We start from the raw sequence: 22,180 nt of genomic DNA on the forward strand, positions 1-22,180 counted from the left end.
CTCAGTCCTCGAAGGTCAGGAGCGGTACGTCCCACAGCTCGGTGTGGACCGGGCGGCGCATCTCGGGGGCGAGGACCTCGACGACGAGCATCTCGGTGAGGTATTGAACCATGGCCGATATCAGGTGACTTGAGTAGGCGAGGGCCGCCTGTTGCTTCAGACCGACGGTGACGTGGACGTGCGGCACGATCTCGTCCCGGTCCGGGTCGTAGGAGAAGGTGCCGCAGCCCATCGCTTCGACCTTCTCCAGGTGTACGGGCAGCCGTACGGGCGCCTCGGGGTCCGCCACGCGCTGGCAGGTGCCCGCGATCTCGGTCTCGGCGAAGGCGGCGAGGAACATCGGCACGTAGCCCTGGCGGATGCCGTTGTCCTTGCAGAAGCCGGCCAGGGTCGGCAGGAACGCCTCGCCGTGGTCGAAGTTGACCCCGAAGGTCCTTCCGGTTTTCAGCTCATGGGTACGCATGGTCAGTGCACTCCCGTTGAGGGTTTTGAAGGTTTGGAGACTTCCGTGGCAGCGAATGGTGCTACAGGTCGACGCGCAGCGCCTGGGACTGGAGCCAGGCGTTGAGGTCCAGGACCATCTCCAGGCTGATGCGGGTCAAGGTGGACGATGTCGCCTCGGGCGGGGTGGCGAGCAGCGCCTTGACGGCCCGCTGGTCGAGCAGCGGCAGTACCGGAGCGGTGCCCTCGGCGATCAGCTCGGCGAGGTTGGTCCGTAGGTCGAGGCCGTAGGCGGGGTCCTGGGTGGCCGGGTAGGGGCTCTTGCGGCGCTCAAGGACCGAGACCGGCAGCAGATCGCTGACGGCCGCGCGCAGCAGGCTCTTCTCCCGCCCGTCGAACGTCTTCATCGACCAGGGCGCGTTGAAGACGTACTCCACCAGGCGGTGGTCGCAGAACGGCACCCGCACCTCCAGGCCGTGCGCCATGCTCAGGCGGTCCTTGCGGTCGAGCAGCATGGTCACGAACCGGGTCAGATGCAGATAGGAGACCTCCCGCATGCGCCGCTCGCGCGCGTCCGCCCCGGATATGTGCGGCACCTCGGCCAGCGCCTCCTGGTAGCGGTCGCGTTCGTAGGAGACGACGTCGAGCTGCTTGCGCAGCGCCGGGTCGAAGAGGTCGTCGGGGCGCTGCCGCCGCATCACGAAGACGAGCCAGGGGAAGGTGGGGGCGGCCACGGCCTCGGGCAGGTGGAACCAGGCGTAGCCGCCGAACACCTCGTCGGCCGACTCCCCCGACAGGGCCACGGTCGAGTGCTCCCGGATGGCCCGGAACAACAGGTGGAGCGAGGTGTTCATGTCCCCGCTGAACTGCGGGTACTCCCACGCCCGCACCAGCTCGGCGCGGAGCCGCGGCTCCGCGAGCCCGGCCGTCTCCAGGACGATGTCGGTGTGAGCGGGCCGCAGGTGCCGTACGACGTCGCGGACGTACGGCCCGTCGGGCGAGCCGCGCATCCCGTCATCCTCGAAGTGGTCGGCGAGGCCGGCGAAGTCCACGGCGAACGAGCGCAGGTCTCCGTGGCCGACCGCCAGGGCGGTGATCGCGCTGGAGTCGAGGCCGCCGGAGAGCAGGCTGCACAGCGGTACGTCCGCCACCAACTGCCGCTCGACGATGTCCGCCAGCAGCTCGCGCACGGTCCCGATGGTGGTGTCGAGATCGTCGGTGTGCTCGCGGGCCTCCAACCGCCAGTAGCGCCGCTTGCTCAGTCCGTCGCGCCCGATGCGCACCAGCTGGCCCGGCCGCACCTCGTGCAGGCCCTGGTAGAGGGAGCTCTCGGGGGTCTGGACGATGGTGAGGATCTCGCGCAGGCCGTCGGCGCCGACCGTCCGCGGGGCCCTCGGGTGCGCCAGGATCGCCTTCGGCTCGGAGCCGAACAGCAGCCCTCCGCCGGGCAGCAGGCAGTAGAAGAGCGGCTTGACGCCCATCCGGTCGCGTACGAGCAGGAGCTCTTCGGTACGGGCGTCCCAGACCGCGAAGGCGTACATGCCGTTGAGCCGGTCGGCTACGCCTTCGCCCCACTCCAGGTAGCCGCGCAGGACCACTTCGGTGTCGCTGCGGGTGCGGAAGCGGTGCCCCTTGGCTTCCAACTGCGCGCGCAGCTCGCGGAAGTTGTAGACCTCTCCGCTGTAGGTGAGTACGGCCCCGGCTCCGGCCTCGCCCTCGGACCCGGCTTCGGCGGTCATGGGCTGACGGCCGCCCTCGATGTCGATCACGGCGAGGCGCCGGTGGCCCAGGGCCGCGTGGGGCGCCAGCCAGATCCCCGCGTCGTCGGGGCCGCGCGGGGCGAGCGTCTCTGTCATGGCGGACACGACGGCCCGCTCCGTACACAGATCTCGTTCGAAATCGATCCAGCCGGCAATGCCGCACATACGGCGTCCATTCGTCTGCTTGAGCTACAACGCATCGCCACCGGGGCGGAGAATGCGCGTGTGATTCATTTATCCGCAGGTGCACATGACCGCTGTCGAGCGGAACGCAGAATTCCGATGGCCAACCCCTTGCACACCTTGGAAGGTGTGCAAGGCATGTGCCACACCATACCCCGCCGAATCGCCTTTGAGCCCGAAAGTGAAGGTAGTCACAGATCCCTTCCCGACGTAATTCCGACCCGCCGCGACGTATGACTTGGGGACCGCAGAACGGGCGCTCATCAGCGTGGTTCGGGCACTGCCGTGCCGCCGTCCGGCAGATACTACGCCCGACTCCCACAAGAGTCGGGCATCCATGGAACCCAATCGGGCAAAGATCTCCGCAGGGAGTACGTCACCGGTGATACGGGATTGATTCAGGGATACTGTCACCGAGTCACTGCCGATCGCGACGTGGTTGCCGAATTTTGTCACGACACGCAATCGCGTAAACCGCACCTCTATATCAAGAACTCACCCCTCCTTTCCCTGAGGTGCGGCCGGTAATTCTGGTGACTCAGTAAGACGTGGCATGGCTTGTGCTCTCCGATCCCCCTGGAGCGGAGGACCGCTGCCGCGGTTCTTCAGCCGCCCCGCGGGGACCTTGTGAGCGAGACCGCGCCGCTTACTCGCCGGCCGCCGCTTGAGCCCTCCGGTCTGCCTCGCCGGAGTCCTGGCCACCTGGCACGCACTCCACCGGGAGACCGGCACCCCCTGGCGCCTGGCCGCACCCGCCGACGCCACCGGCCTCATCAACCACATCTACTGCACCGCACCACCGACCGGCACCAACCCCATCGACCGTCTGCTCACCACCACCTACACCGACTGGCACACCAGCCTCGCCCAGCAGGAAGCCGCAGCCGCCGAACGCGCCGTCATCCCCTACCCGTCCAGGGAACCCTGCGACATCGACGACCTCGCCTCCGGCCCCGCCTACGGCGACGCCGACGACACCCAACACCCCCTGCACCTGATCGCGCGCTGCTCACCCCTGCCCCGCACGCCCGGGGACGAGCAACTCGTTCACACGAGGGCGCCCAGCACCCACCACCCCACCCGCACGGCGCACTGCGTTCTCCGCCGATGGTGAAGCCCTCGAACCGGGCACCCCACCTTCAGCGCTACCAGGGCCGCTGAACCTCGCAGAACCTCCACTGAGGTCCGTGCAGTGGCGTCCGGTCCATGTCCAGGCGCCGCGGGCGTGGGCCGACGCGAGCCGTGCCCAAGCGACCTGCCGGACGAAGCCCAGGAGCCAACCCGGCCCGGCTCTCACCGTGTGAAAGGCGAGGCATCCCTCGACCAGCGGGCACGAGAGCCAGTACGCAATGCGCGAGATGCGAGATGCGAGATCGTCAACGTGCTGCTGCACCAGGGCCGGACCGGCCGCCAGTGGCGCTACCTGCCCCACGCAGCCGTTCTACTCCGAGTCGCCGACGGTCCGCGAGGCCGAGGTGTTCACCGTCGGTGGCACCGCGTCCGTGGAACACGCGGAGACCGTCACCGATGCCGCCCAGCCCGCATCACTGTCGCGGTCGGACCCGGCCGCACCCGGGCAGCCAACGCCTTCGCCCCCGCCGCGGCCGGGCTCTGCCGATGCCGCCCCCATCACCGCCGTCCAGCCCGCGAGGCCCCTGGCGGCGCGGCCCGTCGTACGACCCTCCGAGGTGCGCGAGGCGGACGGTCCGCCCTGCCCGGTATGCGCCACGCCGAACCAGCCCGGCCGCATGTTCTGCCGACGCTGCGCCGCAGCGCTCGATGTGCCGGATCCGGTGGCACCGCTGCCGTGGTGGCGCACCCGCTGGCCGTTCCATCGCCGGGTGGAGGTCACCGCGAGCACCGAGGTGCCCGGTCACCCGGCGGGAAACGCCATAGACGGCTTCAACAACAGGTACGGGGGCGCCCCGGCGGTCGGTGACTCGTTGACATTCACCTTCCGGACGCCGGTACGTCTGGTGGATCTCGACATCACCAGTGGAGCATCGACGGATCCCCAGGTGTACCGCAGCGAGGCGCGGCCCATCACTCTCGACCTCGTCACGATCACGTCAAAGGGGCAGAAGGCCCACAAGGCGATCGCCCTCGACGACAAGCCCGATCCGCAGACCATTCAGATGGGCATCAGCGACGTCGCCACGGTCCAGCTCATCATCCGGTCGACGGCGGGGATGAGTCCGGGGCGCCATATCGCCCTGGCCGAAATCGAGTTCTTCAAGCGGAGCTGACCGGGCATCCTACCCCTGGACTGTCCGGTCCTACCTGTGCCATGTGGGACTGGAGGAAGGCCTCCCCCACCCGCGGGGGCGACCGGCCAAGATCCGGACCAGGGGCGGACCGCCCCGCCTTCTCATCGGGCGATTCCCCCCGTCACCGCAGGTCAGAAGCAGAGGCGGTCGTGAACCGCCAGATGGCCGGTTACCGAAACCGGTGACTCTTCGGACTATTGGCAGTCCATCGCCTCTCCCCGCTTCCCCGCCGCCGGACGCAACCAAGCCCGAAAGGCACTGCTGACAGGAATGCCCAGCCAGAGCAGCGAAACGGATCACGCCACGTTCAGCCCCGAGCACATCCGCGCCACCTGGAGCGGAACCGCGAGCATCGAGGGACGCCGCCCAGGCGTTCGGCTTGTCGAGATCGAAGAGCTGGGACGCCCCATCGGAGCAAGCCGGCAGGGCGTCGTCGTAGGCGTAGAGCCAGCCCTTACCCGCCGTACGGTGGCCACTCAGCGTGCCCTGAGCAGCGCCTCCGATGGGCTCACCTCCGTACCATCACAGCCCGCTGCACCGACACTTCCTGGGGAGAATCTGGGGAGTATGGACGGCGCTGGGGAGTGTGCGGGGAGAATCGACTACGTGACGCAGTACCGTGCCGAAAGACGCCGAAAGAATCGTTTCCGCAGTTCAGAGACAGATTCAGCCCCATCGGCGCTGGTCAGCGCCGGCACTTGGACGACTTCATGACATATGCACCCAGGTCGTCGGCCTCGACGAGCCCCGGCAGCGACCCGCCCTCACGCAGGGGCGTGATGTAGCGGGTGGCGGTGACTTTCTCTAGCACTTTCCAGGCTCCATGGCTGTCTAGCCTAATAATCGACGGTCGACTTCGGGAGCGTACCGACTCACCCGCCTCCAGCGGGATCAAGGCACAGGTGTGCCGCAGCACGTGGAACCCGTCTTTCGGCGCCGCGGCCCACCGCCGCGGCTTCGCCCCTTGGTCAACCGGCGCAAAGTCCCGACAAGTACAGCGTCACCGTTCTCCCGTGTCATGCGCCGGGTGCATGTGGGCGATCCGCGACGTGCGTTGGCGACGACCCGGTCGGCGGTGGATGCTGGCCTGCGTGACGCGGCACGAGACCGTCACCGGGCGTGGCCTGCGCAGCCTGGCCGGCGCTGCGGCTGCGGCGGCCACCGGACGGCGTCGGCTCGTGTCGAACCGCGGCTGACGCTTCCGGCGTTGCTGCGGCAATCCTCCGGGGTGCGTTTCGCCGGGCCTGGCGCTGCCCCCTGCTTTCCGGGGCCGCGCGCCGGCCTACGGGCCGCGGTCCCGGCCCGTGGCCTGGCACCCCTCTCGAAAGTAACGAAAGGCACGTTGTTGACCATCGACCTACAGCCCGCCGCCGCGCCCCCGGCCGAGGCGGACTTTCCCGACCGGCGGCAGGTGATGCGGCGGTTCGGCGACCTCGCGCCGGACGGCGCGACGAGCATGGTGGCGCTGTCGCGCATGTTCGAGCATCCCCTGGCCGGTCTGCGCTTCGCGCGCTTCGACAAGCTCGTGGCCGAAGGCGGATTCGGGCCGTTCCGTTTCCTCTTCGTCGGTCAGCGTGTCGAACGGCGGACGGCATTCGGCGAGAATGGCGAGACCGTCCGGATAGGTACCGGCATCCGCGCGATCGGGCGGTCCTCGTACGCCTACGGTCAGGGAATGTTCGCCGACGGGCAGCTCGTCGCCACGGCCGAGGGCACCATGGTGCTCGCGGACGAGTCCAAGACGATCCCCTTGCCGGACGAACTGCTCGCCGATCTCGGGGAACTGCGACTGCCGGAAACAGGCATGGCGACTGCGGCGAGACCCGATCCGCGCCGCCTCGATCGGCAGTACTACCCGGCCGCCGCGACCGTCCACGCGCGCGTGGGGGACGTCGATCACAACCTGCACGTCAACTACATCGCCCAGCTCGGCTGGTACGACGAGGCGATCGCAACTCATGCACACGGCCTGCTGGGAGACGGCTCCGCCAGGAAGCTCCCGCGGTTCCTCCCCTGGCGCTACCAGGTGAACTACCTCGGCGAGGTCCACTACCCCCGCGCCTACGACGTCGGGATCGCCGTCGGCGGACACGACGAGCACTCCGTCCACTACGAACTGGGACTGTTCCACAGCGGACGCTGCCTGGGGACGGCGGACGCCACCGCACCACGCGGTACGCTCCCCGGCGCCGCGCTCACGCACGCGGCTCCGTCCGCTTCGAACGCCTAGTGCAGGGAGCTCACGAATCATGCCGAAAGTCTTGACGGAGTCGTACTGGCCTGCCGACACCGGCGCGCCGGTCGTGGAGCTGACTGCCGGAGACCTGTTGCGGGAGGCCGCGCGGGAGGCCGGGTCCCAGACCGCCCTGGTCGAGGTCGCACCGCCGGACAGCCTGTCGCCGTCCGGCGCCGAACGCACCGACCGCCGGTGGACCTACCGGCAACTGCTGGCGGAGGCCGAGCAGTGCGCGCACTGGTTGCTGGAGCGGTTCTCCCCGGGCGAGCGGATCACCATATGGGCTCCCAACATCCCCGAATGGATCATTCTCCAGTACGGTGCGGCCTTGGCCGGTCTGGTGGTGGTGACCGCCAACCCGGCGCTGCGCGCCGCGGAACTGCGCTATGTGCTTGAGCAATCCCGCTCGGCCGGGCTCTTCCACACCGCGGCGTTCCGCGGCAGTGACATGACCGCGATCGCCCGGGACGCCGTGCACGGGCTCCCGGAACTCAGAACGACCGTCTGTTTCGCGGATTGGCGGACGACCGTGCGCGCCCATCAGGGCAGCGGACCGCTGCCGGAGGTACGCCCTGGTGAGGCCGCCCAGATCCAGTACACCTCCGGCACCACCGGGTTCCCCAAGGGAGCGTTGCTGCACCATCGCGGGCTGGTGGCCAACGCTAAGTTCATGATCGACCGGGCGCGACTGCCCGAGCGGGGCACTCTGGCGTCCGCCGCGCCGCTGTTCCACACGGCCGGCTGCGCCATGGGGGTGCTCGGCAGCGCCCACCGACGGGCTTCCTACGTCCTGTGTCAGCTGTTCGACCCCGCGCTCGTGCTCACCGCGGCCCAGGACCACCGGGCGGACATGCTCGGCGGGGTCCCGACGATGCTCATCGCGCTGCTGAACCATCCCGGATTCGAGCAGTTCGACCTGGCGCACCTGTCGCGGGTGCTCTCCGGCGGCAGCCCCGTCCCGCCAGGGCTGGTCCGTCGCGTCGAGGACGGCTTCGGAGCCCGGTTCACCTCTGTCTACGGCCAGACCGAACTCTCCCCCGTGCTCACCCAGACCAGCCCCGACGATTCGCCCGAGGACAAAGCCGCCACCGCCGGCCGTCCGCTGCCGCGGGTCGAGGTCGCCATCCGCGATCCGAGGACCGGGTGCATCATGCCGGTCGGGCGGCCCGGGGAGATATGCGCCCGTGGTTACCAAGCCATGCTCGGCTATTTCGAACTGCCCGAGCGCACCGCCGAGACCATCGACCAGGCGGGCTGGGTGCACACCGGCGACCTGGGCAGCCTCGACGAACGCGGATACCTCACGGTCACCGGACGGCTCAAGGACATGATCATCCGGGGCGGGGAGAACATCTACGCCACCGACATCGAGCAGGTCCTGTTCACCCACCCGAAGGTGCGCGACGTCGCCGTCATCGGCCTGCCGGACCCCGCCTGGGGCGAAATCGTCGCCGCCGTGCTCGTACCCGCCGAGCCCGGCCAACCGCCCACGGCGACGGAGCTGCACGACTTCTGCCGCGCACGGCTGGCTCCCCACAAGACACCGGTGCGCTGGCTCCGGACCACCGAACTGCCCCTCACCGACTCCGGGAAAGTCCGAAAACACCTGCTCCGCGAGGAAGCCGGCCACGCCGGGCTCCAGGAACTATGACGACGGCGCCATGTCCCGGATACAGCGCTTTTCCGGGCTGCCGCAGTTTCCGCGACGTCGAGGCCGCCGCACGGCCTTTTTCGAACCATCCAACGTCTCTGGAGGACAAGTGCTCGACATTCAAGAGATTTCCGACCGGATGGAGATCCAGGAGATGCTGGTGGCTTATGCGACCGCGATCGACCGCAAGGACTTCGACGCGCTGGACCGGATATTCACCGAGGACGCCCATATAGACTACACGGCATTCGGTGCTATCGCGGGCAGCCGCGCCGAGATGAAGGAGTTCCTCGCGTCGAGCATGGCGCAGCTCGCCGCGTGTCAGCACCTGATCGCCAACCCGGAGATCCACTTCGACGGCGACCGCGCGACGGGACGGGTGATGTGCCTGAACGCGCTCGGCTTCCCGACCGAGGACGGCGATCCACAGATCGCGTTGCTGGGCATGTGGTATATCGACGAATACACCCGCACACCGGCGGGCTGGCGGATTTCCCGGCGAAGCCAGGAACGGAACTGGACAAAGGGGTTCGGCGACGTTCCCGGAAACACACACTGACCCCTGTTCCCGGGCGGTGGGCGCCCACGACGGACTTGGGTTCCTCTTCGCCCGAGGGCGAGACCGGTCCGGTCGCCTCCGCCGCGGCGATCGGCGACGCCGTGTCCAACGCGGCCGGGATCCGCGTCCACGACCCGCCGAGCACGATCGACAAACCGCTGTGAGGCCGGTACGCGCGGCCGTCAGCCGGTCAGGTCCTGGGCCGCCGCGCGGATCGTGTCGCGCAGCCAGGAGTGCATCGGGTCGGAATCCAGCCGCGCGTGCCAGATCATCCCGTACGGGAACGCGTCGAACTCTTCCGGCGCCTCGACCAACCGCACCCGCGGATCGGTGGCCGCCCGCGGTTCCGCGAGCCGTCGCGGGATCGTCGCCACGAGAGCCGTACCGGGCAGGACGTCGAACGCCGAGCTGAAGTGCGGCACCCGCACCGCGGCCCTCCTGCTGTGGCCGAGCGTCTGGAGCCACCGTTCGATCATGGGTTGTTCCTGGTGCAGCAGCGTGACCACCGCGTGGCGGGCGACGACGTAGTCGGCCAGTGAGAAGCGATCCCGCACCTGGTGGTCGCGGTCCACGACGCAGACGATGTCGTCGGTGAACAATCGCTCCCACCGCAGCCGTGTGGCGGGGCGGAGCACGGACAGTGCGATGTCGGCCCGGCCTCGTTCGAGGTCCGCGTACGAGTCCTCGTCCCGCGGTTCGATACGGACTTCCAGTTCGGGCGCGGCCAGGAGCAGCCGGGGCAGCAGGTGCGGCCCCAGCGTCGAGGTGGTGTAGTCGGTGCCGATGACGCGCACGATCCCGGTCGCCGTGGAGGGGTCGAAGCCCCGGCCGGCCACGAGACTCTCCAGCCGCGGCAGGAGCAGGGCGAGTTCGCGCTGCATTTCCCGCGCCCGAGGGGTCAACTCGTAGTCGCCGCCGGACCGGACCAGAAGCTCGTCTCCGAACAGCGCGCGCAGCCGCTGCAATGTGCGGCTCATGGACGACTGGCTCAGGTGGAAAAGCCCGGCGGCCCGGGTCACATTTCGCTCCTCAAGGAGGATGGAGAGAGCACGCAGTTCGTGCAACAGCCCAAGATCACTGTGCGGCATGCGCACAGTATGCATCCGCGTCGGCCGTGTATCGAAAACGCGGACCATTCGTAGGTTGCGCATAGGGTGATGACCATGTCTGGTGAAAGTGATCTGCAAAAACTGCTGGCCGGCATGCGGCCTGAGCTGAACGCGGGCTGTTATGTGTTCGCCGCTGTCGACGATGGTGTCGTACCGCCGGGCGTGACCCCGGTCGTCACCGTCGCCGAACGGGAAGGGCTGACTCTGGTCCTGTCCCAGCAAGAGGCGGATGCGGCGGGGGTGGCGTATGAGTACGTGGCGGGCTGGATCACGCTGCGGGTCCATTCGGCGCTTGAGGCGGTTGGTCTGACCGCCGCCGTGGCGCGGGAACTCGCCGATTCGGGTCTGAGCTGCAACGTGGTCGCCGGTTTCCACCACGACCACCTGTTCGTGCCCTACGAGCAGGCCGCTCAGGCGGTCGCGGTACTGGAGGACCTCGCGCGCCGGTCCGTCTGAGACGGTAGGAACGATGCTGGGTACAGCCGCTCGTCGAGGGTCCAGTCGGCCCGGCCCTGCTCCGCCGGGACGCGGGGCTCCGTGTCGGCGCCGCCCTCACCATACGCGCGGCTGTGCCACCAGCTCTTGGCCATCAGCACAATCCGCCAGGCCGACGGCTGGCCATGTGGACAACTCCAGGGCTCAGGGCGGTTTCTAGAGTGGCATTCCCCCGGCCGACAGGAAACGGCCGCGAGGAATCATCGAGGGCGAGCGCGCACCGTACGCGGCTCGCCCCTGGAGAACGGAGACATGGTGCGACGGAAGACGAGTGCGGTGGTGGCCTTGGCGTTCGCCGCCTCATCACTGACCATTCCTGCCGCCTCCGCACAGACGCCTCGGTGCGACACCCAGCGCATCCAGGCGGCGGTGAAGGACCTGGGGAACGTCGGCGCCTCGGGCATCAGCATGACGGTGAAGAGCCCGCTGTGCGGGGTCCGGAGCGGCGGCACCGGCCTCGCCGACCTCAGGACGGGCCGCAAGGTCGTCGGAGATGAACACAGCCGTATCGCCAGCAACACCAAGACCTGGACGGCCACGGTCGTGCTACAGCTCGTCGGCGAAGGCCGGATCGGGCTCGATGACACCGTCGACCAGTACCTGCCCGGCCTGATCCGCACCGAGCACTACGACGGCCGCAAGATAACGATCCGTCAGCTCCTCCAGCACACCAGCGGCCTGCCCGACTACCTGGACGCGCCGTTCTGGAACGACCTGGATGCCCACCGCTGGGATCACATCGACCCCTTGCAGACGGTCGAGCAGACGCTGACGCTGCCCCCGCCCGACAGGACTCCGTCCGGCTTCGCCTACTCCAACACCAACTACAACCTGGCCGGCCTGATCGTCGCCGAGGTCACCGGCCACGGCATCGGCGCCGAGATCGAGCAGCGGATCATCAAGCCCCTCGGGCTGCGCGACACCTACTGGCCCGGCGACCGGACCACGCTCCCCGAGCCCGCCCTGCGAAGCTACGCGCGCAAGGACGGGAAGCCGGTGGACAAGACCGAATGGAACGTCTCCGCAGCCGACGCGTCGGGCGCGCTGGTCACCACCGGCGCCGACGCGACAGCCTTCTGGACCGCGCTGTGGACCGGGAAGCTGCTGGCCCCCGCCCAACTGGCCGAGATGAAGCACACCGTTCCCGAGGAGGAGGGCGGCCGCTACGGCCTGGGCGTCGAGCGCTACGAGCACACGCCGGGCTTCGTCACCTGGGGACACAGCGGCTCCATGGAGACCAGCCACAATTTCCGGAACGCCGTCACCGACGACGGACAACGCGCCGTCACCCTGCTGATCGGCTCGGACGGATTCGACTCGGCAAAGGTGGACGCCGTCATCGACGACCTCATCCGCACCCTCCGCTGACGGGAAACCTCCCAATCCCGGTGTCGAGCCGCCGCCTTTCACGGTGGCGGGAGAGCGGCGGCGCCACCGGTTCCGGCAGTGCCGCCGAGTCCCGCGAGGACCCTCAATTGCAGCCAGAGGACCAGCCGTTCGTCAGGGTCGTCGAGGTTGATCCCGAGCTGTCGACCGGCCTGCCGCAGGCGGTAGCGGCAGGTGTTGGGGTGGACGGAGAGCTCTTTGGCCGCCCTCGCCACGTCACAGCCCGCGTCCAACCAGGCCACGAGAGTACGGGCGTAGTCGGAGCCGTGATCGAGGTCCGCCGCCAGCACCCGCCGCCAGGCGCCCGCGCTCAGCGCCCGCTGCTCCCGCATCGCTTCGGAGAGGAGCAGAAGCGTCACCTGGGGACGCACCTCGTCGATCACGGCCACCGGCGAGGCGTCGTGCGACAGCCGCAGGACCAAATCCGCGTCCGCCCGCGAATCGGCGACTTCGCCGAGGTGGGACACCGCCTCTCCGAGCGCCGCTCGCACGGGCACCCGCAGCGACCGGTTGGCCCGGCGCACGATGTCCTCCGCCATCTGCCGGTGCCGCCGGTCGACCGCGCTCCGCTCCTGCGGCGCGCGGTCCCCGCCGTGCTCCCCGGGCGCGGGCAGCAGCCCGTACACCACTCCGTCCAGGAGTGCGCACGCCTGTCGCCCGTAGCGCGCCTCGCACTGGAGGCGCACGACATCCAGCAGCCTGAGTGAGGTCCGCTCGGCGTCCGGCACGCTCGCCGCGGAGTCGATCGCGAACGCGGCCACGCGGACCGCGTCCCACCCCAGGCGTCGTGCCGCCGCCCGGGGGTCCGCCGTACCGTTCAACAATCGGCGCACCAGGTCGGTGTTCTGATGGTGGGCGAGTTCCTGGGCGGCGCGGGCCCGCAGCAGGAGAAGCGCCGCCGTCGACGCGCCCTGGGCCAGGGTCTCCTCGGCGTCCCCGGCGAGCGTGCCGCCGTCGACCGCCCAGACCGAGCCGAGGGGCTCGCCGCCGGCCCGCACCGCGACGGCGAGCCGCGGCAGTCCGTGCGGTGTGACCGGCGGCAGCCGCACCGGCCCGTCCGAGGCGAACACCAGCCGGACCTGTTCCGAGTTCTCCACGTCGTCCGGGACCTGGAGCCCGAGAATGCCCTGTCGGCGTTCCTCATCGACCGGCTGACCGGGCACCGTGGAGTAGGCCAGGACCCGCTGGCGCGGGTCCTCCACGGACACCGCCCCGCCGACCGCTGCCGCTATCGCGTCGGCCAGCGCGAACAGATCCCCCAGCCCACCGCCGTGCGCGGACCGTGCGCCGATCGCCGAGGCCAGCAGCAGGTGCACATGGTGCCAGGCCGTCTCCTCGTCGACCGCCAGCAGCGCCACACCACGCGCCTCGGCCTCGCCGACCGGCCCGTCCGCGCCTCGTACCACGACTCCGGTCATCCCCGCCCGCGCGGCGGCCCGCACCAGCGGCCCGGCCGCCGCCGCCCGCACGCCGACCGCGAGCAGCAGGGCCCCGGGCGTATGCGGCAGCGGAGCGTGCGGGTCGTACAGCAGCGCCTCGGTGACCGGGGCCGAGGGGTCGGCCGGCGCGGCCTGCAACCGCAGGGTCGGGCTGCCGACGACGTCCATCAGCCCGCTGAAAGTGCAGCCGTTCATGGGCGCTCCTCCTCGCATCGGCTCGGGAGACGGCCGGACTGCCGCCCCGGCCGCGGCGAGCGCCGCTCCCGTTCCCGAATTCAGATGTCGAGGGAATCACGCCGGTACATGCCACGGCCGTGAGGGATCGTTCGCGTCATCGGCGCACGCGAGCGAGCGGTAGCCTGCGGCCTCCGTCGCCTGTCGAAGACGATCCCCCATGCGCTGTCGCGGACCGCGCGCATCACGTGCTCGTCGACGACGGCCGTGCGTCCGCCGCTCCTGTCCTGGACGCGGGCTCCAGCACGAAGACGGGGATCACGCGGTCGGTCTTCTTCTGGTATTCGACGTACGGCGGGAACGCGGCGACCGCGCGCTCCCACCACTCCGCCTTCTCCTCCCCGGTGATCTCGCGGGCCGTCATGGTCTGGCGTACGGCACCGTCCTGGAGTTCCACATTCGGGTCGGACTTGACGTTGAAGTACCAGACCGGGTGACGCGGGAAGCCGCCGTTCGAGGCCACGGCCGCGTACCGCCCCTCGTGCTCGACGCGCATCAGCGGAATCTTGCGGATCTTGCCGCTCCTGGCGCCGCGCATCGTGACAATGACGACGGGCAGGCCCGTGTCCCAGAGTGTCGTCCCCCGCGTACCACCCGAGCTCTCATACAACTCGACCTGTTCGCGCACCCACTGCACCGGATGCGGCCCGTACTCGCCTTCAAGCGGCATCGCGTTCGTCCCATCGTCGCGTACGGATGGTGTTGCGCGGTTCCACACAAGCACGCGCGGATTGTGCCTCGCCACAGTGCCGGGCAAGTGTCCGGACAACGCCGCCCACCGCGGCCCCGGCCGATCCGGTGGCCCCAGCCGATCCGGTGGTCCCGGCCGCTGTTCACATCGCGATGAAGTCCGCGATCGCGGCGGCGACGGCGTCGGGCTGCTCGTCGGGGATGAAGTGTCCGGCGTCGGGCACGACGACTCGGGTGGTGTTCTCGGCCCACGGGCTGATGGACGCGGCCATGTCCGGGATGGAGCCGTGGCTGCTGGAGATTCCGAGGATCGGCACCGTCAACCGCCGCCGCTTGAGCGCCTCGCGGTTCTTGCGCGCCGACTCCGCGGCGTCTCGGTAGTAGGCGAGGGAGGCGCGCAGCCCGCCGTCGACGGCGACGGCCGCCGCGTAGTGGTCGATCTCGGCGTCGTCGAACGTGTCGGGAGACAGTGCCTTCGCTTTCAGGAACCAGCCGACGTATTCACGTTCGCGGCCGGCGAGCAGCGTCTCGGGGATGTCGGGCACGATGTGGAACGCGAAGTGCCAGGTTTTCCACGCACGTTCCGGGTCGGTGGGAATCGCCTCCGGGAGAGTGATACCGGGAATTCCGGCGTCGAGCAGAGCGACTCCGTGCAGATGGCTCTCGAATTCGAGGGCGAGGGAGAAAGCGACCCAGGCGCCGATGTCGTGGGCGACCAGGGAGTAGATCGGCACTCCGAGGGCCTTCACGGCGGTGTGGACGTACGCGGCGAGCGTGTGCGTGTCGTAGTCGCGCTCCGGACGTTCGGAGTGGCCCTGCCCCGGCAGGTCGATCGCGATGACGCGGAACCGGTGGGCGAGGCCGGGCATCACCTTTCGCCAGGCCCACCAGGTTTGCGGGAATCCGGCGAGCAGGACGACAGCCGGGCCGCTCGGCCGTCCGCCTTCGACGGCATGAAGGCGGACGCCGTCCGCGTCGACCCAGCGGTGCGTGAATCCGGCCAGATGCTGTAGGGGCAGGTCGGGGATGGGGTTGCTTTCGGAGATATGCGGAGCGCTGGTCGCCGGGCCGGTCACGGGATTCCTCCATCGATGTCAGGTGTCAGGTGTCAGGTGTGCGGTTGGCGCGGTGTGGCCGACGGCGGCGGCCGGGACCACGCGAGTGTGTTCCTCGTGCCGTCGCGCAGTGCACGGCATGCCTGGCCATGACCACGCTCGAAGGCTACACATCTTGAACCGATTGGTTCAAGATAGAATGGTGCACGACACAGTCCGAACCATCGACGCATCGGCAGGGAAGTCCGCGTGGCAGGCAAGAAGCAGTTCGACATGGACAAGGCGCTCGACGCCGCGATGACGCAGTTCTGGCGCGACGGCTACGCCGACACGTCATTGGACGCTCTGTCTCGGGCCACCGGCCTGAACCGCAGCTCCATCTACTCCTCCCTCGGCGACAAGGACACGCTCTTCCTGCGCTGCCTGGATCTCTACGCCGCCCGCTACGGCGAGAGGTACGACGCCGCCCTGTCGTGCGCCGCCTCGGAACCCGTTGCCGCCGTTCGCGCGTTCTTCGACGTCACCCTCAAGCGCATCGCCGATCCCGGACTGCCTGATGGCTGCCTGATCGCCCAGTCGGCCATGGCGATCCCCGTGCTGAGTCCGAGCGTCGCAGCGCACGCGAAGCAGGCGCTCGGCTCCCAGCGCCTACGTCTGCGCACCGCGCTGAAGGCCGGTGGCCTGACCGACCAGGACGCCGAGGCCTTCGCGCTCCACGCGGCGGCGGTGAACCAGTCGCTCGCCGTCATGAGCAGGGCCGGTACGAGCCCGGCGCAGCTCCTGGCCATCGTGGGCGTGACCGTGGACGCACTGTCGCAGGCGCTGCGCGCGTAACGCACCCGCCCCCCTGCTGTCACGGCCCGCCGGAGGACGCGTTGACCGACGGTGCCGTCGGCGCCCGACGCAGGGGTCTTGTAGATACCACGTACCCCTGTCACTCTCCACATGTTGACCGATCTTGTCGGTCGGCTCTTGTCAGTCAGCACGTGCCATCCCGTTTGATACGAGGAGGAAGCATGCTCGACCAGGACCGCTCCAAGGACATCTTCGACTTGGACGTACGCGAGATCGTGGAATCGAATGACGGCGCGCCTATCACCATGACCCAGACCGAGGCCGTGACGTGCCCCCAGACGTGCGCTTGGACGTGCGCCTGACGCGTTGCCGCTCGTCACTGCTCGTTCGCGAATCCGCGAGCCTGTGAATTTGTGAATCTATGAACCCGGGCCCGTCGTCGGGCCTGAGCTGAACAGGAGGCGGCTGCCTGCGAAGGGAGCCGCCTCCTCATTATCAATACCGCGATGCCTCGATGCCTCAATGCCGCGATGTGGCGATGTGGCGGCGCCGACCGAATGCCGAAGAGAGCGACGTGCCTGACTGGATTCCCTTCTCATGCGCTGGTGTTGTCCTGCTCCGTGCTCCCGCCCAATCCGTGCATCACGCCACGGCCACGCACACCGACATCGTGGAGGGCGACGCGGACGAGGTGTCCAAGAGCGTGGAGTATCTGCGCTCTCTCGCCTGCGACGAGCTGTTGCGGGAGGCGGTAGGAGTCTCCAGTCCGTCCTTGGCACGTCGTTGGGACGAGATTCTGCGGGGCGAGAAGGAACGTATCGCCGACGTGCGGCGGGTGGTGCGAGCGCTGACCGCGTATCGGTTGCGGATGGCGACGCGGTGCACGCCGTTCGGGCTGATGGCCGGGGTCGCTGTCGCGCGATTCGCGGCCACCGCGGAGTCCGCTCAGGTACGTCTGGGAACGGCCCACCGCAAGTCGGTTCGGCTGGAGCGTGGCTGGGTCACGGCGCTCGCGGCTCCCTGGACCGACAGAGCGGATGTGTTGAACGAACTTCGGGTCACGGCCAACAACTTGTGCCGTGTGCGCGGCGACCGTCTCACGTTGTCGTACCTGCCTCTGGCGGATCAGAGCGACGAGGCGGCTGCCTTGCGGGACGGTGTGCGTGAAGTCAGCGTGCGTCACACCGCCGCGGTGCAGGCCGCGCTGGAGATGGTGCGCGACAGGCCGTTGCGTTACCCGGAGCTGAGCCGGCAATTGGCCCAGCGGTTCCCCGCGGCCCCGGCGGGCGCGGTCGACCGCATGCTGGCCGACCTGCTCACCAAGGAATTCCTGCTCACCGACCTTCGGCCACCGGCGGAGACACCGGACGCGGCGCGGTACGTACTCGACGTACTGGACGCCCTCACCGCTGTGAACTCTTCCGAGTTCTCGGACCCGGCCGCGCTGGACGATGTCGCCCGTTCCCTCTCCGCCTACGCGGCCGCGCCGCTGGGGCAGGGGCAGGGTGCCTGGCGTGACGTCGGCTCGCGGATGCGTCGGCTGCGGTCCGTACAGCGGGGTGTGCAAGTGGACCTCGTTCTGGACGCGAGCGTGCAATTACCGCCCGCGGTGGCCGCGGAGGCCGAGCGGGCGGCGGGCCTCCTGTGGCGGATCGCCCCCGCCTCCTCCGGTTCCTCGGCACTCGACCAATATCGCGGAGAGTTCGTTGAACGATACGGCCTGGGGCGGGCCGTTCCCGTGACCGAGCTGCTGGATCCCGATGCCGGGCTGGGCGCCCCGGCCGGGTACGTACAGCCGCCCAGTACGCGTACCGCCCCGCCGGTGCCTTCGGCCGTCACCGTGCGGGACCGGCTGATGATGGAACTCGCCCAGGAGGCGCTGCTTTCGGGCGCCGACGAGGTCGTGGTCGATGAGACGCATCCGCTGGTGGTCCGGACCACCGGCCACCCCCAGGGGGAAGGAACGCCATCGGCGCCCGAGCCGCCGTCGGCCGAACTGTCCGCCCAGCTGCTCGCCACCTCGGTGGAGGCGCTGCGCGAGGGAGAGTTCCAGCTCGTCCTGACGGGAGGGTCGGCCGGTTCGGCTGTCTCGACGTTCGGCCGGTTCGCCTATCTCCTCCCTGACGAGTTGCGGGCCTCGCTGGCCCAGCTGGCCCGGACCGGCGGCGCGGGGGATGCGGCGCCGGACGCGCTGCGCGCCCAACTCGTCTTCCAGGCCCGCCACGGCCGCGGTGACAACGTGGCCCAGGTCCCCCGCCTCCTGGAGCACATCGTTCCGGTCGGCGTGTTCGCCGACGCCTCCGAACCCGGCACCCTGTCGCTGGAGAACCTCGCCGTCGCCGCCGGTCCGCACCGGCTGCGGATCGTGGAAACCGGCACCGGCCGGGAAGTGCTGCCGACCGTGCTGCACCGCCTCAACACCCACTCCCTGGCCCCCAATGCCGTACGCCTGCTGGCCGAGATCGGCCGCGGCGATGTCCGCGGCGTCCACTGGGACTGGGGCGAGGCCGGGAACCTGCCGTACGTACCGCGCGTACGCTGCGGGCGCGTCGTCCTCGCTCCGGCGCGCTGGCGTCCCTCCGAGGCCGTCCGGGACCACGACGCACCGTTCGGCGAATGGGCCGACGCGTTGCACGCGTGGCGCAAGCGGTGGCGGGTGCCCGACCGGGTCTGCTCGGTGTTCACGGATCAGCGCCTCGAACTCGACCTGACCCGCCCCCTTCACCTGCGGCTGCTACGGCACGAGCTGAAACGCCGCCCCTCCACCGTCGTACAGGAACTGCTGGACCTCGACGGCGCCGGCGCGGGGTGGCTGACCGGACCGGACGGCCCGCACCGCAACGAGCTGGTGATCCCTCTCGTAGCGCGGCCCGCGCCGGACGCGGCTGCCGAGCGGCACCCGACGCCTGTCCGCCGGGAACCGGCCCGCCCCTCGCCGCGACGGCAGCGCGACTTCGCACACGCCCCGGGCGGCGAATGGCTGTACGCCACCGTGCGCTGCCCCGCCTCCCGGCACGACGAGCTGCTCGCGTACTCCATACATTCCCTGGTCACCGGCCTGCCCGAGGAAGTGGACCGATGGTTCTTCATCCGGTACCGGGATGCGGACGATCACCTTCGGCTACGGTTCCACGGCACGCCCGAGGCGCTGACCTCAACGGTGCTGCCCAGCCTGCACCGCTGGGCCGGCGCTCTCCAGGCGAGCCGCCTGATCCGCGGATACGGCCTGAGCAGCTACGATCCCGAGCTGGAACGCTACGGAGGCCCGGAGGCCATCACGGCGGCCGAACGGTTCTTCCACGCCGACAGCACCGCCGCCATCGCAGCACTCGCGCTACGGGAATCGGGCCGCCTCTCCCTGGACCCCGTACTGATCGCGGCAGTCGGCCAAACCCATCTCGCCCGCGCATTCTGGAGCGCTTACGAGACCGCGTACGACACGTACGACACCGAACCCGGCTCCCGCTCGCGCTCCCCCAACGGCAGCGAACCGGCCTGGATCTCGCGAATCCTCGGCGCCGTTCCCCGCGGTGCGATGCACCGGGCCTTCCAGGAACGCAGGCGCGAAGCCCTCGCTCTCATCGACGCCGACGGAAGCGGGGAGGGACTGCGCGCCCGGCCCGGAGGCGAGAAACTGCTGGCCGCCTGGCAGGCCCGGTCATCAGCCCTGACCGACTACGCGCACACCCTGCGCGAGCTCGGCGACCACAGCTGGACGCCGGTCACGTCCATATTCCTGTCCCTGCTCCACATGCACCACAACCGGCTCATCGGCATCAATCCCGAGGCGGAGCAGGCCGCGACGGCGATCATGCGCGGAGCCCTGCAAGCCCACCACGACCGCATCAGGAGCACCAGATGACCGCAGCCGGCACAGTGGGCGCCGATCGCTCCGGGAGCAGGACGGCCGGGAAGCCGCGCGACATCATGGACGACCTGGTCGAGCGGCTGGCCGATCCGCAGTACGTGGCGACCGCCGCGACCGCGCCCGACAACGTCGACCAGCACCCCGGCATGCCGGAGGCCCGGCACCCGTGGCGTCCGCTGGGGCTGGGCGAGGGCCACGCCGGTGTCGCCCTCCTGTACGCCGAGCTCTCCCACCACGACAGCCGCTTCCGGCGTGCCGCGCACGCGCACTTGGCAGCCGCCACCCGAGGACTGGCCCGACCGGCAGGAGCGGGACTGTACAACGGCGCCGCCTCCCTCGCCTTCGCCGCCCTCACGGCCCGGCACGGCGACGACTACGCCGACCTGCTCACCACCCTCGATTCCAAGGTGGCCGACCAGCTGCGCGGCCTGCTCTCCGGGGAGGCGGAGCGGCTGGCCGCACGCCGGCCCGGCGTCGACATGCACAGTTACGACGTCGTCTCCGGCGCCACCGGACTGGGGCGCTACCTGCTGCTCCGGGGCGACGTACACCGCCCCCTGCTCCTCGACACCCTGACCTATCTGGTCCGTCTCACCGAACCCGTGACCGCGTACGGACATCAGGTGCCGGGCTGGTGGGTCCCGACGAAGCCTGCGGTCGGACCGGAGTATCCCCGCGGCCACTTCAACCTCGGGTTGGCGCACGGCATCAGCGGCCCCCTGGCCCTGCTCTCCCTCGCCTGGCGGCACGGCGTACGTGTCCGGGGCCAGCGGACGGCCATCATCCGCATCGTAGACCACCTCATCGGCCAACGCACCGCACAGGGTCTGTGGGACGGGACCGTCGACTTCGACACCTTCGTGGGCGGACACGGCCGGGACGCCCACCAGACGCCCAGGGCCGCCTGGTGTTACGGAACTCCCGGTACCGCCCGCGCGATCCAGCTCGCCGGGATGGCCATGGAACGCGCCGACTGGCAGGACCTGGCCGTCGGCGCCATGGCGGCATCCCTCGCACAACCGCTGCGGGACTCCGTCACCGACAGTTCGCTGTGCCACGGCTGGGCCGGCGTGCTCCACATCACCGGCCTGATGGCCCGGGACAGCGGAAGCCACCGGCTGGCCGGACAACTACCCGCGCTGGCCGCGTCCTTGGAGTCCGCCTACCGGCCCGATCTCCCCTTCGGATACGTCTACAACCACGCCGTCCTCGGCACCGGGGTCCGGAACGCCATTCATCGCGCGGGCTTCCTGGAGGGCAGCGCGGGCATCGCCCTCGCCCTTCACGCCTATCTCGACAACCACCCCGCCTCCTCCTGGAACATGGCCCTGCTCGTGGCATGACGCGATTCCTTCAAGCAGTCGGGAAGGGCGGGCGTCCGCGCAAGACGCCGCTGACGCCTCATCGCCCCGCTCGTCTACGACGCCGTGCCGGGTACGGCGTCCCCGACCTCACAGGTCAGTGCACCACTGGTGAATCGCGCGGCGATCGCTCATACGGGTGACGTTCGGACTGTCACGGTGTAACTGCCCGGCAGATGTCGGATATCCCCGGCAGGTGAATGGTCCATCCGTGTGATCCGGAGGTGTCCCACATGACCGAGAACCTGCTCATCGGAACCGAAGACGTATACGAGACCCCGCTGCTGGTCGAGGTCGGCGACTTCGCCGCCCTCACCCAGGGCGGCCTGTGGCGGCTCCCCGAAGGGCCCGAGAGCAAGTTGAACTACTGACCTGCTACGGCCTCGGCACCGACGCGGTCGGCGTCGTCCGTGTCCGCCGGATCCAGGACGCTCTGTTTCCGGCGGAACGGAACGTGTCCCGCGCTCCGAGGAGCGCGGACACGCGGTGGAAATCGTCGAGATCCAGGAGTCGGTGCCGGTCAGCGGCGGCTCGGGGACGTTCGACTCGGGCTCTGCGAAGGGGCGAAAAAGCGGGCCACCAGATGTGGCGGGGCTCCGGCGCCGTCGTCGGTCCATGGGATGGGCAGGATGCGGATGCCTGGTCTGTGGA

At 69.5% G+C, this 22,180-nt stretch carries 20 protein-coding genes; 13 read left to right on the plus strand and 7 right to left on the minus strand.

Features of this window, described 5'->3' with window-relative positions:
• Position 1 precedes the first annotated feature (1 nt).
• Together ACFU99_RS02145 and asnB are read right to left on the minus strand one after the other, a co-directional pair.
• Positions 2 to 463: a PPC domain-containing DNA-binding protein gene (locus ACFU99_RS02145; protein WP_384384464.1), complete on the minus strand. Its 462-nt coding sequence runs from the start codon at positions 461 to 463 to the stop codon at positions 2 to 4.
• A 61-nt stretch (positions 464 to 524) separates the two neighbouring features.
• Positions 525 to 2,366 (minus strand): asparagine synthase (glutamine-hydrolyzing), encoded by a 1,842-nt coding sequence (asnB, locus tag ACFU99_RS02150; RefSeq protein ID WP_384384466.1) that lies wholly within the window; start codon positions 2,364 to 2,366, stop codon positions 525 to 527.
• A gap of 682 nt (positions 2,367 to 3,048) precedes the next feature.
• On the opposite strand from asnB, the gene ACFU99_RS02155 reads away from it, so the two are divergent.
• Together ACFU99_RS02155 and ACFU99_RS02160 are read left to right on the plus strand one after the other, a co-directional pair.
• Positions 3,049 to 3,498, plus strand: a complete 450-nt coding sequence (locus ACFU99_RS02155) for a hypothetical protein (protein ID WP_384384469.1) — start codon at positions 3,049 to 3,051, stop codon at positions 3,496 to 3,498.
• Positions 3,499 to 4,072: 574 nt separating this feature from the next.
• Positions 4,073 to 4,630: an NADase-type glycan-binding domain-containing protein gene (locus ACFU99_RS02160; RefSeq protein ID WP_384384472.1), complete on the plus strand. Its 558-nt coding sequence runs from the start codon at positions 4,073 to 4,075 to the stop codon at positions 4,628 to 4,630.
• Positions 4,631 to 5,336: 706 nt separating this feature from the next.
• Here ACFU99_RS02160 and ACFU99_RS02165 read toward each other — a convergent pair.
• The gene (locus ACFU99_RS02165) at positions 5,337 to 5,462 is read right to left on the minus strand and encodes a hypothetical protein (RefSeq protein WP_384384513.1); all 126 of its coding nucleotides are present in this window, start codon (positions 5,460 to 5,462) and stop codon (positions 5,337 to 5,339) included.
• A 534-nt stretch (positions 5,463 to 5,996) separates the two neighbouring features.
• On the opposite strand from ACFU99_RS02165, the gene ACFU99_RS02170 reads away from it, so the two are divergent.
• The 4 genes from ACFU99_RS02170 (at position 5,997) to ACFU99_RS02185 (ending at position 9,261) form a co-directional block, all read left to right on the plus strand.
• Positions 5,997 to 6,881: a hypothetical protein gene (locus tag ACFU99_RS02170; protein WP_384384475.1), complete on the plus strand. Its 885-nt coding sequence runs from the start codon at positions 5,997 to 5,999 to the stop codon at positions 6,879 to 6,881.
• A gap of 19 nt (positions 6,882 to 6,900) precedes the next feature.
• On the plus strand, positions 6,901 to 8,538 hold the full coding sequence (locus ACFU99_RS02175) for an AMP-binding protein (RefSeq protein ID WP_384384478.1): 1,638 nt from the start codon (positions 6,901 to 6,903) through the stop codon (positions 8,536 to 8,538).
• A 109-nt stretch (positions 8,539 to 8,647) separates the two neighbouring features.
• Complete coding sequence (locus ACFU99_RS02180; protein WP_384384481.1) at positions 8,648 to 9,097, plus strand: nuclear transport factor 2 family protein; 450 nt, start codon at positions 8,648 to 8,650, stop codon at positions 9,095 to 9,097.
• A 35-nt stretch (positions 9,098 to 9,132) separates the two neighbouring features.
• A complete protein-coding gene (locus ACFU99_RS02185) occupies positions 9,133 to 9,261 on the plus strand; it encodes a hypothetical protein (RefSeq protein ID WP_384384483.1) in 129 nt (42 codons plus the stop codon).
• A gap of 18 nt (positions 9,262 to 9,279) precedes the next feature.
• Here the strand turns inward: ACFU99_RS02185 and ACFU99_RS02190 are convergent, their stop codons facing one another.
• Positions 9,280 to 10,185 (minus strand): LysR family transcriptional regulator, encoded by a 906-nt coding sequence (locus tag ACFU99_RS02190; RefSeq protein ID WP_384384486.1) that lies wholly within the window; start codon positions 10,183 to 10,185, stop codon positions 9,280 to 9,282.
• A 75-nt stretch (positions 10,186 to 10,260) separates the two neighbouring features.
• On the opposite strand from ACFU99_RS02190, the gene ACFU99_RS02195 reads away from it, so the two are divergent.
• Positions 10,261 to 10,662, plus strand: a complete 402-nt coding sequence (locus ACFU99_RS02195) for an ACT domain-containing protein (protein WP_384384488.1) — start codon at positions 10,261 to 10,263, stop codon at positions 10,660 to 10,662.
• A 291-nt stretch (positions 10,663 to 10,953) separates the two neighbouring features.
• Positions 10,954 to 12,069, plus strand: coding sequence for a serine hydrolase domain-containing protein (locus ACFU99_RS02200; RefSeq protein WP_384384491.1), 1,116 nt, complete (start codon positions 10,954 to 10,956; stop codon positions 12,067 to 12,069).
• Between the two features lie 38 nt (positions 12,070 to 12,107).
• Here ACFU99_RS02200 and ACFU99_RS02205 read toward each other — a convergent pair whose 3' ends face one another.
• The 3 genes from ACFU99_RS02205 to ACFU99_RS02215 form a co-directional block, all read right to left on the minus strand.
• Positions 12,108 to 13,721, minus strand: coding sequence for a PucR family transcriptional regulator (locus tag ACFU99_RS02205; protein ID WP_384384493.1), 1,614 nt, complete (start codon positions 13,719 to 13,721; stop codon positions 12,108 to 12,110).
• Positions 13,722 to 13,944: 223 nt separating this feature from the next.
• On the minus strand, positions 13,945 to 14,430 hold the full coding sequence (locus tag ACFU99_RS02210) for a nitroreductase family deazaflavin-dependent oxidoreductase (protein WP_384384495.1): 486 nt from the start codon (positions 14,428 to 14,430) through the stop codon (positions 13,945 to 13,947).
• A 163-nt stretch (positions 14,431 to 14,593) separates the two neighbouring features.
• Positions 14,594 to 15,526, minus strand: a complete 933-nt coding sequence (locus ACFU99_RS02215) for an alpha/beta fold hydrolase (RefSeq protein ID WP_384384498.1) — start codon at positions 15,524 to 15,526, stop codon at positions 14,594 to 14,596.
• Between the two features lie 228 nt (positions 15,527 to 15,754).
• On the opposite strand from ACFU99_RS02215, the gene ACFU99_RS02220 reads away from it, so the two are divergent.
• The 5 genes from ACFU99_RS02220 to ACFU99_RS02240 all read left to right on the plus strand — a co-directional run bounded on the left by ACFU99_RS02220 (position 15,755) and on the right by ACFU99_RS02240 (position 21,900).
• Complete coding sequence (locus tag ACFU99_RS02220; RefSeq protein ID WP_384384501.1) at positions 15,755 to 16,339, plus strand: TetR/AcrR family transcriptional regulator; 585 nt, start codon at positions 15,755 to 15,757, stop codon at positions 16,337 to 16,339.
• A 182-nt stretch (positions 16,340 to 16,521) separates the two neighbouring features.
• A complete protein-coding gene (locus ACFU99_RS02225) occupies positions 16,522 to 16,662 on the plus strand; it encodes a hypothetical protein (RefSeq protein ID WP_384384503.1) in 141 nt (46 codons plus the stop codon).
• A gap of 275 nt (positions 16,663 to 16,937) precedes the next feature.
• A complete protein-coding gene (locus ACFU99_RS02230) occupies positions 16,938 to 20,162 on the plus strand; it encodes a lantibiotic dehydratase (RefSeq protein WP_384384506.1) in 3,225 nt (1,074 codons plus the stop codon).
• Positions 20,159 to 21,511 (plus strand): lanthionine synthetase C family protein, encoded by a 1,353-nt coding sequence (locus ACFU99_RS02235; protein ID WP_384384508.1) that lies wholly within the window; start codon positions 20,159 to 20,161, stop codon positions 21,509 to 21,511. The genes ACFU99_RS02230 and ACFU99_RS02235 overlap by 4 nt, the downstream gene beginning before the upstream one ends.
• Before the next feature lie 251 nt (positions 21,512 to 21,762).
• Positions 21,763 to 21,900: a lasso RiPP family leader peptide-containing protein gene (locus ACFU99_RS02240; protein ID WP_384384511.1), complete on the plus strand. Its 138-nt coding sequence runs from the start codon at positions 21,763 to 21,765 to the stop codon at positions 21,898 to 21,900.
• Positions 21,901 to 22,180: the final 280 nt, after the last annotated feature.

The organism is Streptomyces sp. NPDC057654, from assembly GCF_042800135.1.
Classification (GTDB): Bacteria; Actinomycetota; Actinomycetes; order Streptomycetales; family Streptomycetaceae; genus Streptomyces.

Coding starts and splice junctions, on each gene's coding strand:
- ACFU99_RS02190 (WP_384384486.1), bottom strand. CDS start 10,185: ATGCCGCACAGTGATCTTGGGCTGTTGCACGAACTGCGTGCTCTCTCC.
- ACFU99_RS02200 (WP_384384491.1), top strand. CDS start 10,954: ATGGTGCGACGGAAGACGAGTGCGGTGGTGGCCTTGGCGTTCGCCGCC.
- ACFU99_RS02210 (WP_384384495.1), bottom strand. CDS start 14,430: ATGCCGCTTGAAGGCGAGTACGGGCCGCATCCGGTGCAGTGGGTGCGC.
- ACFU99_RS02205 (WP_384384493.1), bottom strand. CDS start 13,721: ATGAACGGCTGCACTTTCAGCGGGCTGATGGACGTCGTCGGCAGCCCG.
- ACFU99_RS02240 (WP_384384511.1), top strand. CDS start 21,763: ATGACCGAGAACCTGCTCATCGGAACCGAAGACGTATACGAGACCCCG.
- ACFU99_RS02195 (WP_384384488.1), top strand. CDS start 10,261: ATGTCTGGTGAAAGTGATCTGCAAAAACTGCTGGCCGGCATGCGGCCT.
- ACFU99_RS02235 (WP_384384508.1), top strand. CDS start 20,159: ATGACCGCAGCCGGCACAGTGGGCGCCGATCGCTCCGGGAGCAGGACG.
- asnB (WP_384384466.1), bottom strand. CDS start 2,366: ATGTGCGGCATTGCCGGCTGGATCGATTTCGAACGAGATCTGTGTACG.
- ACFU99_RS02225 (WP_384384503.1), top strand. CDS start 16,522: ATGCTCGACCAGGACCGCTCCAAGGACATCTTCGACTTGGACGTACGC.
- ACFU99_RS02175 (WP_384384478.1), top strand. CDS start 6,901: ATGCCGAAAGTCTTGACGGAGTCGTACTGGCCTGCCGACACCGGCGCG.
- ACFU99_RS02145 (WP_384384464.1), bottom strand. CDS start 463: ATGCGTACCCATGAGCTGAAAACCGGAAGGACCTTCGGGGTCAACTTC.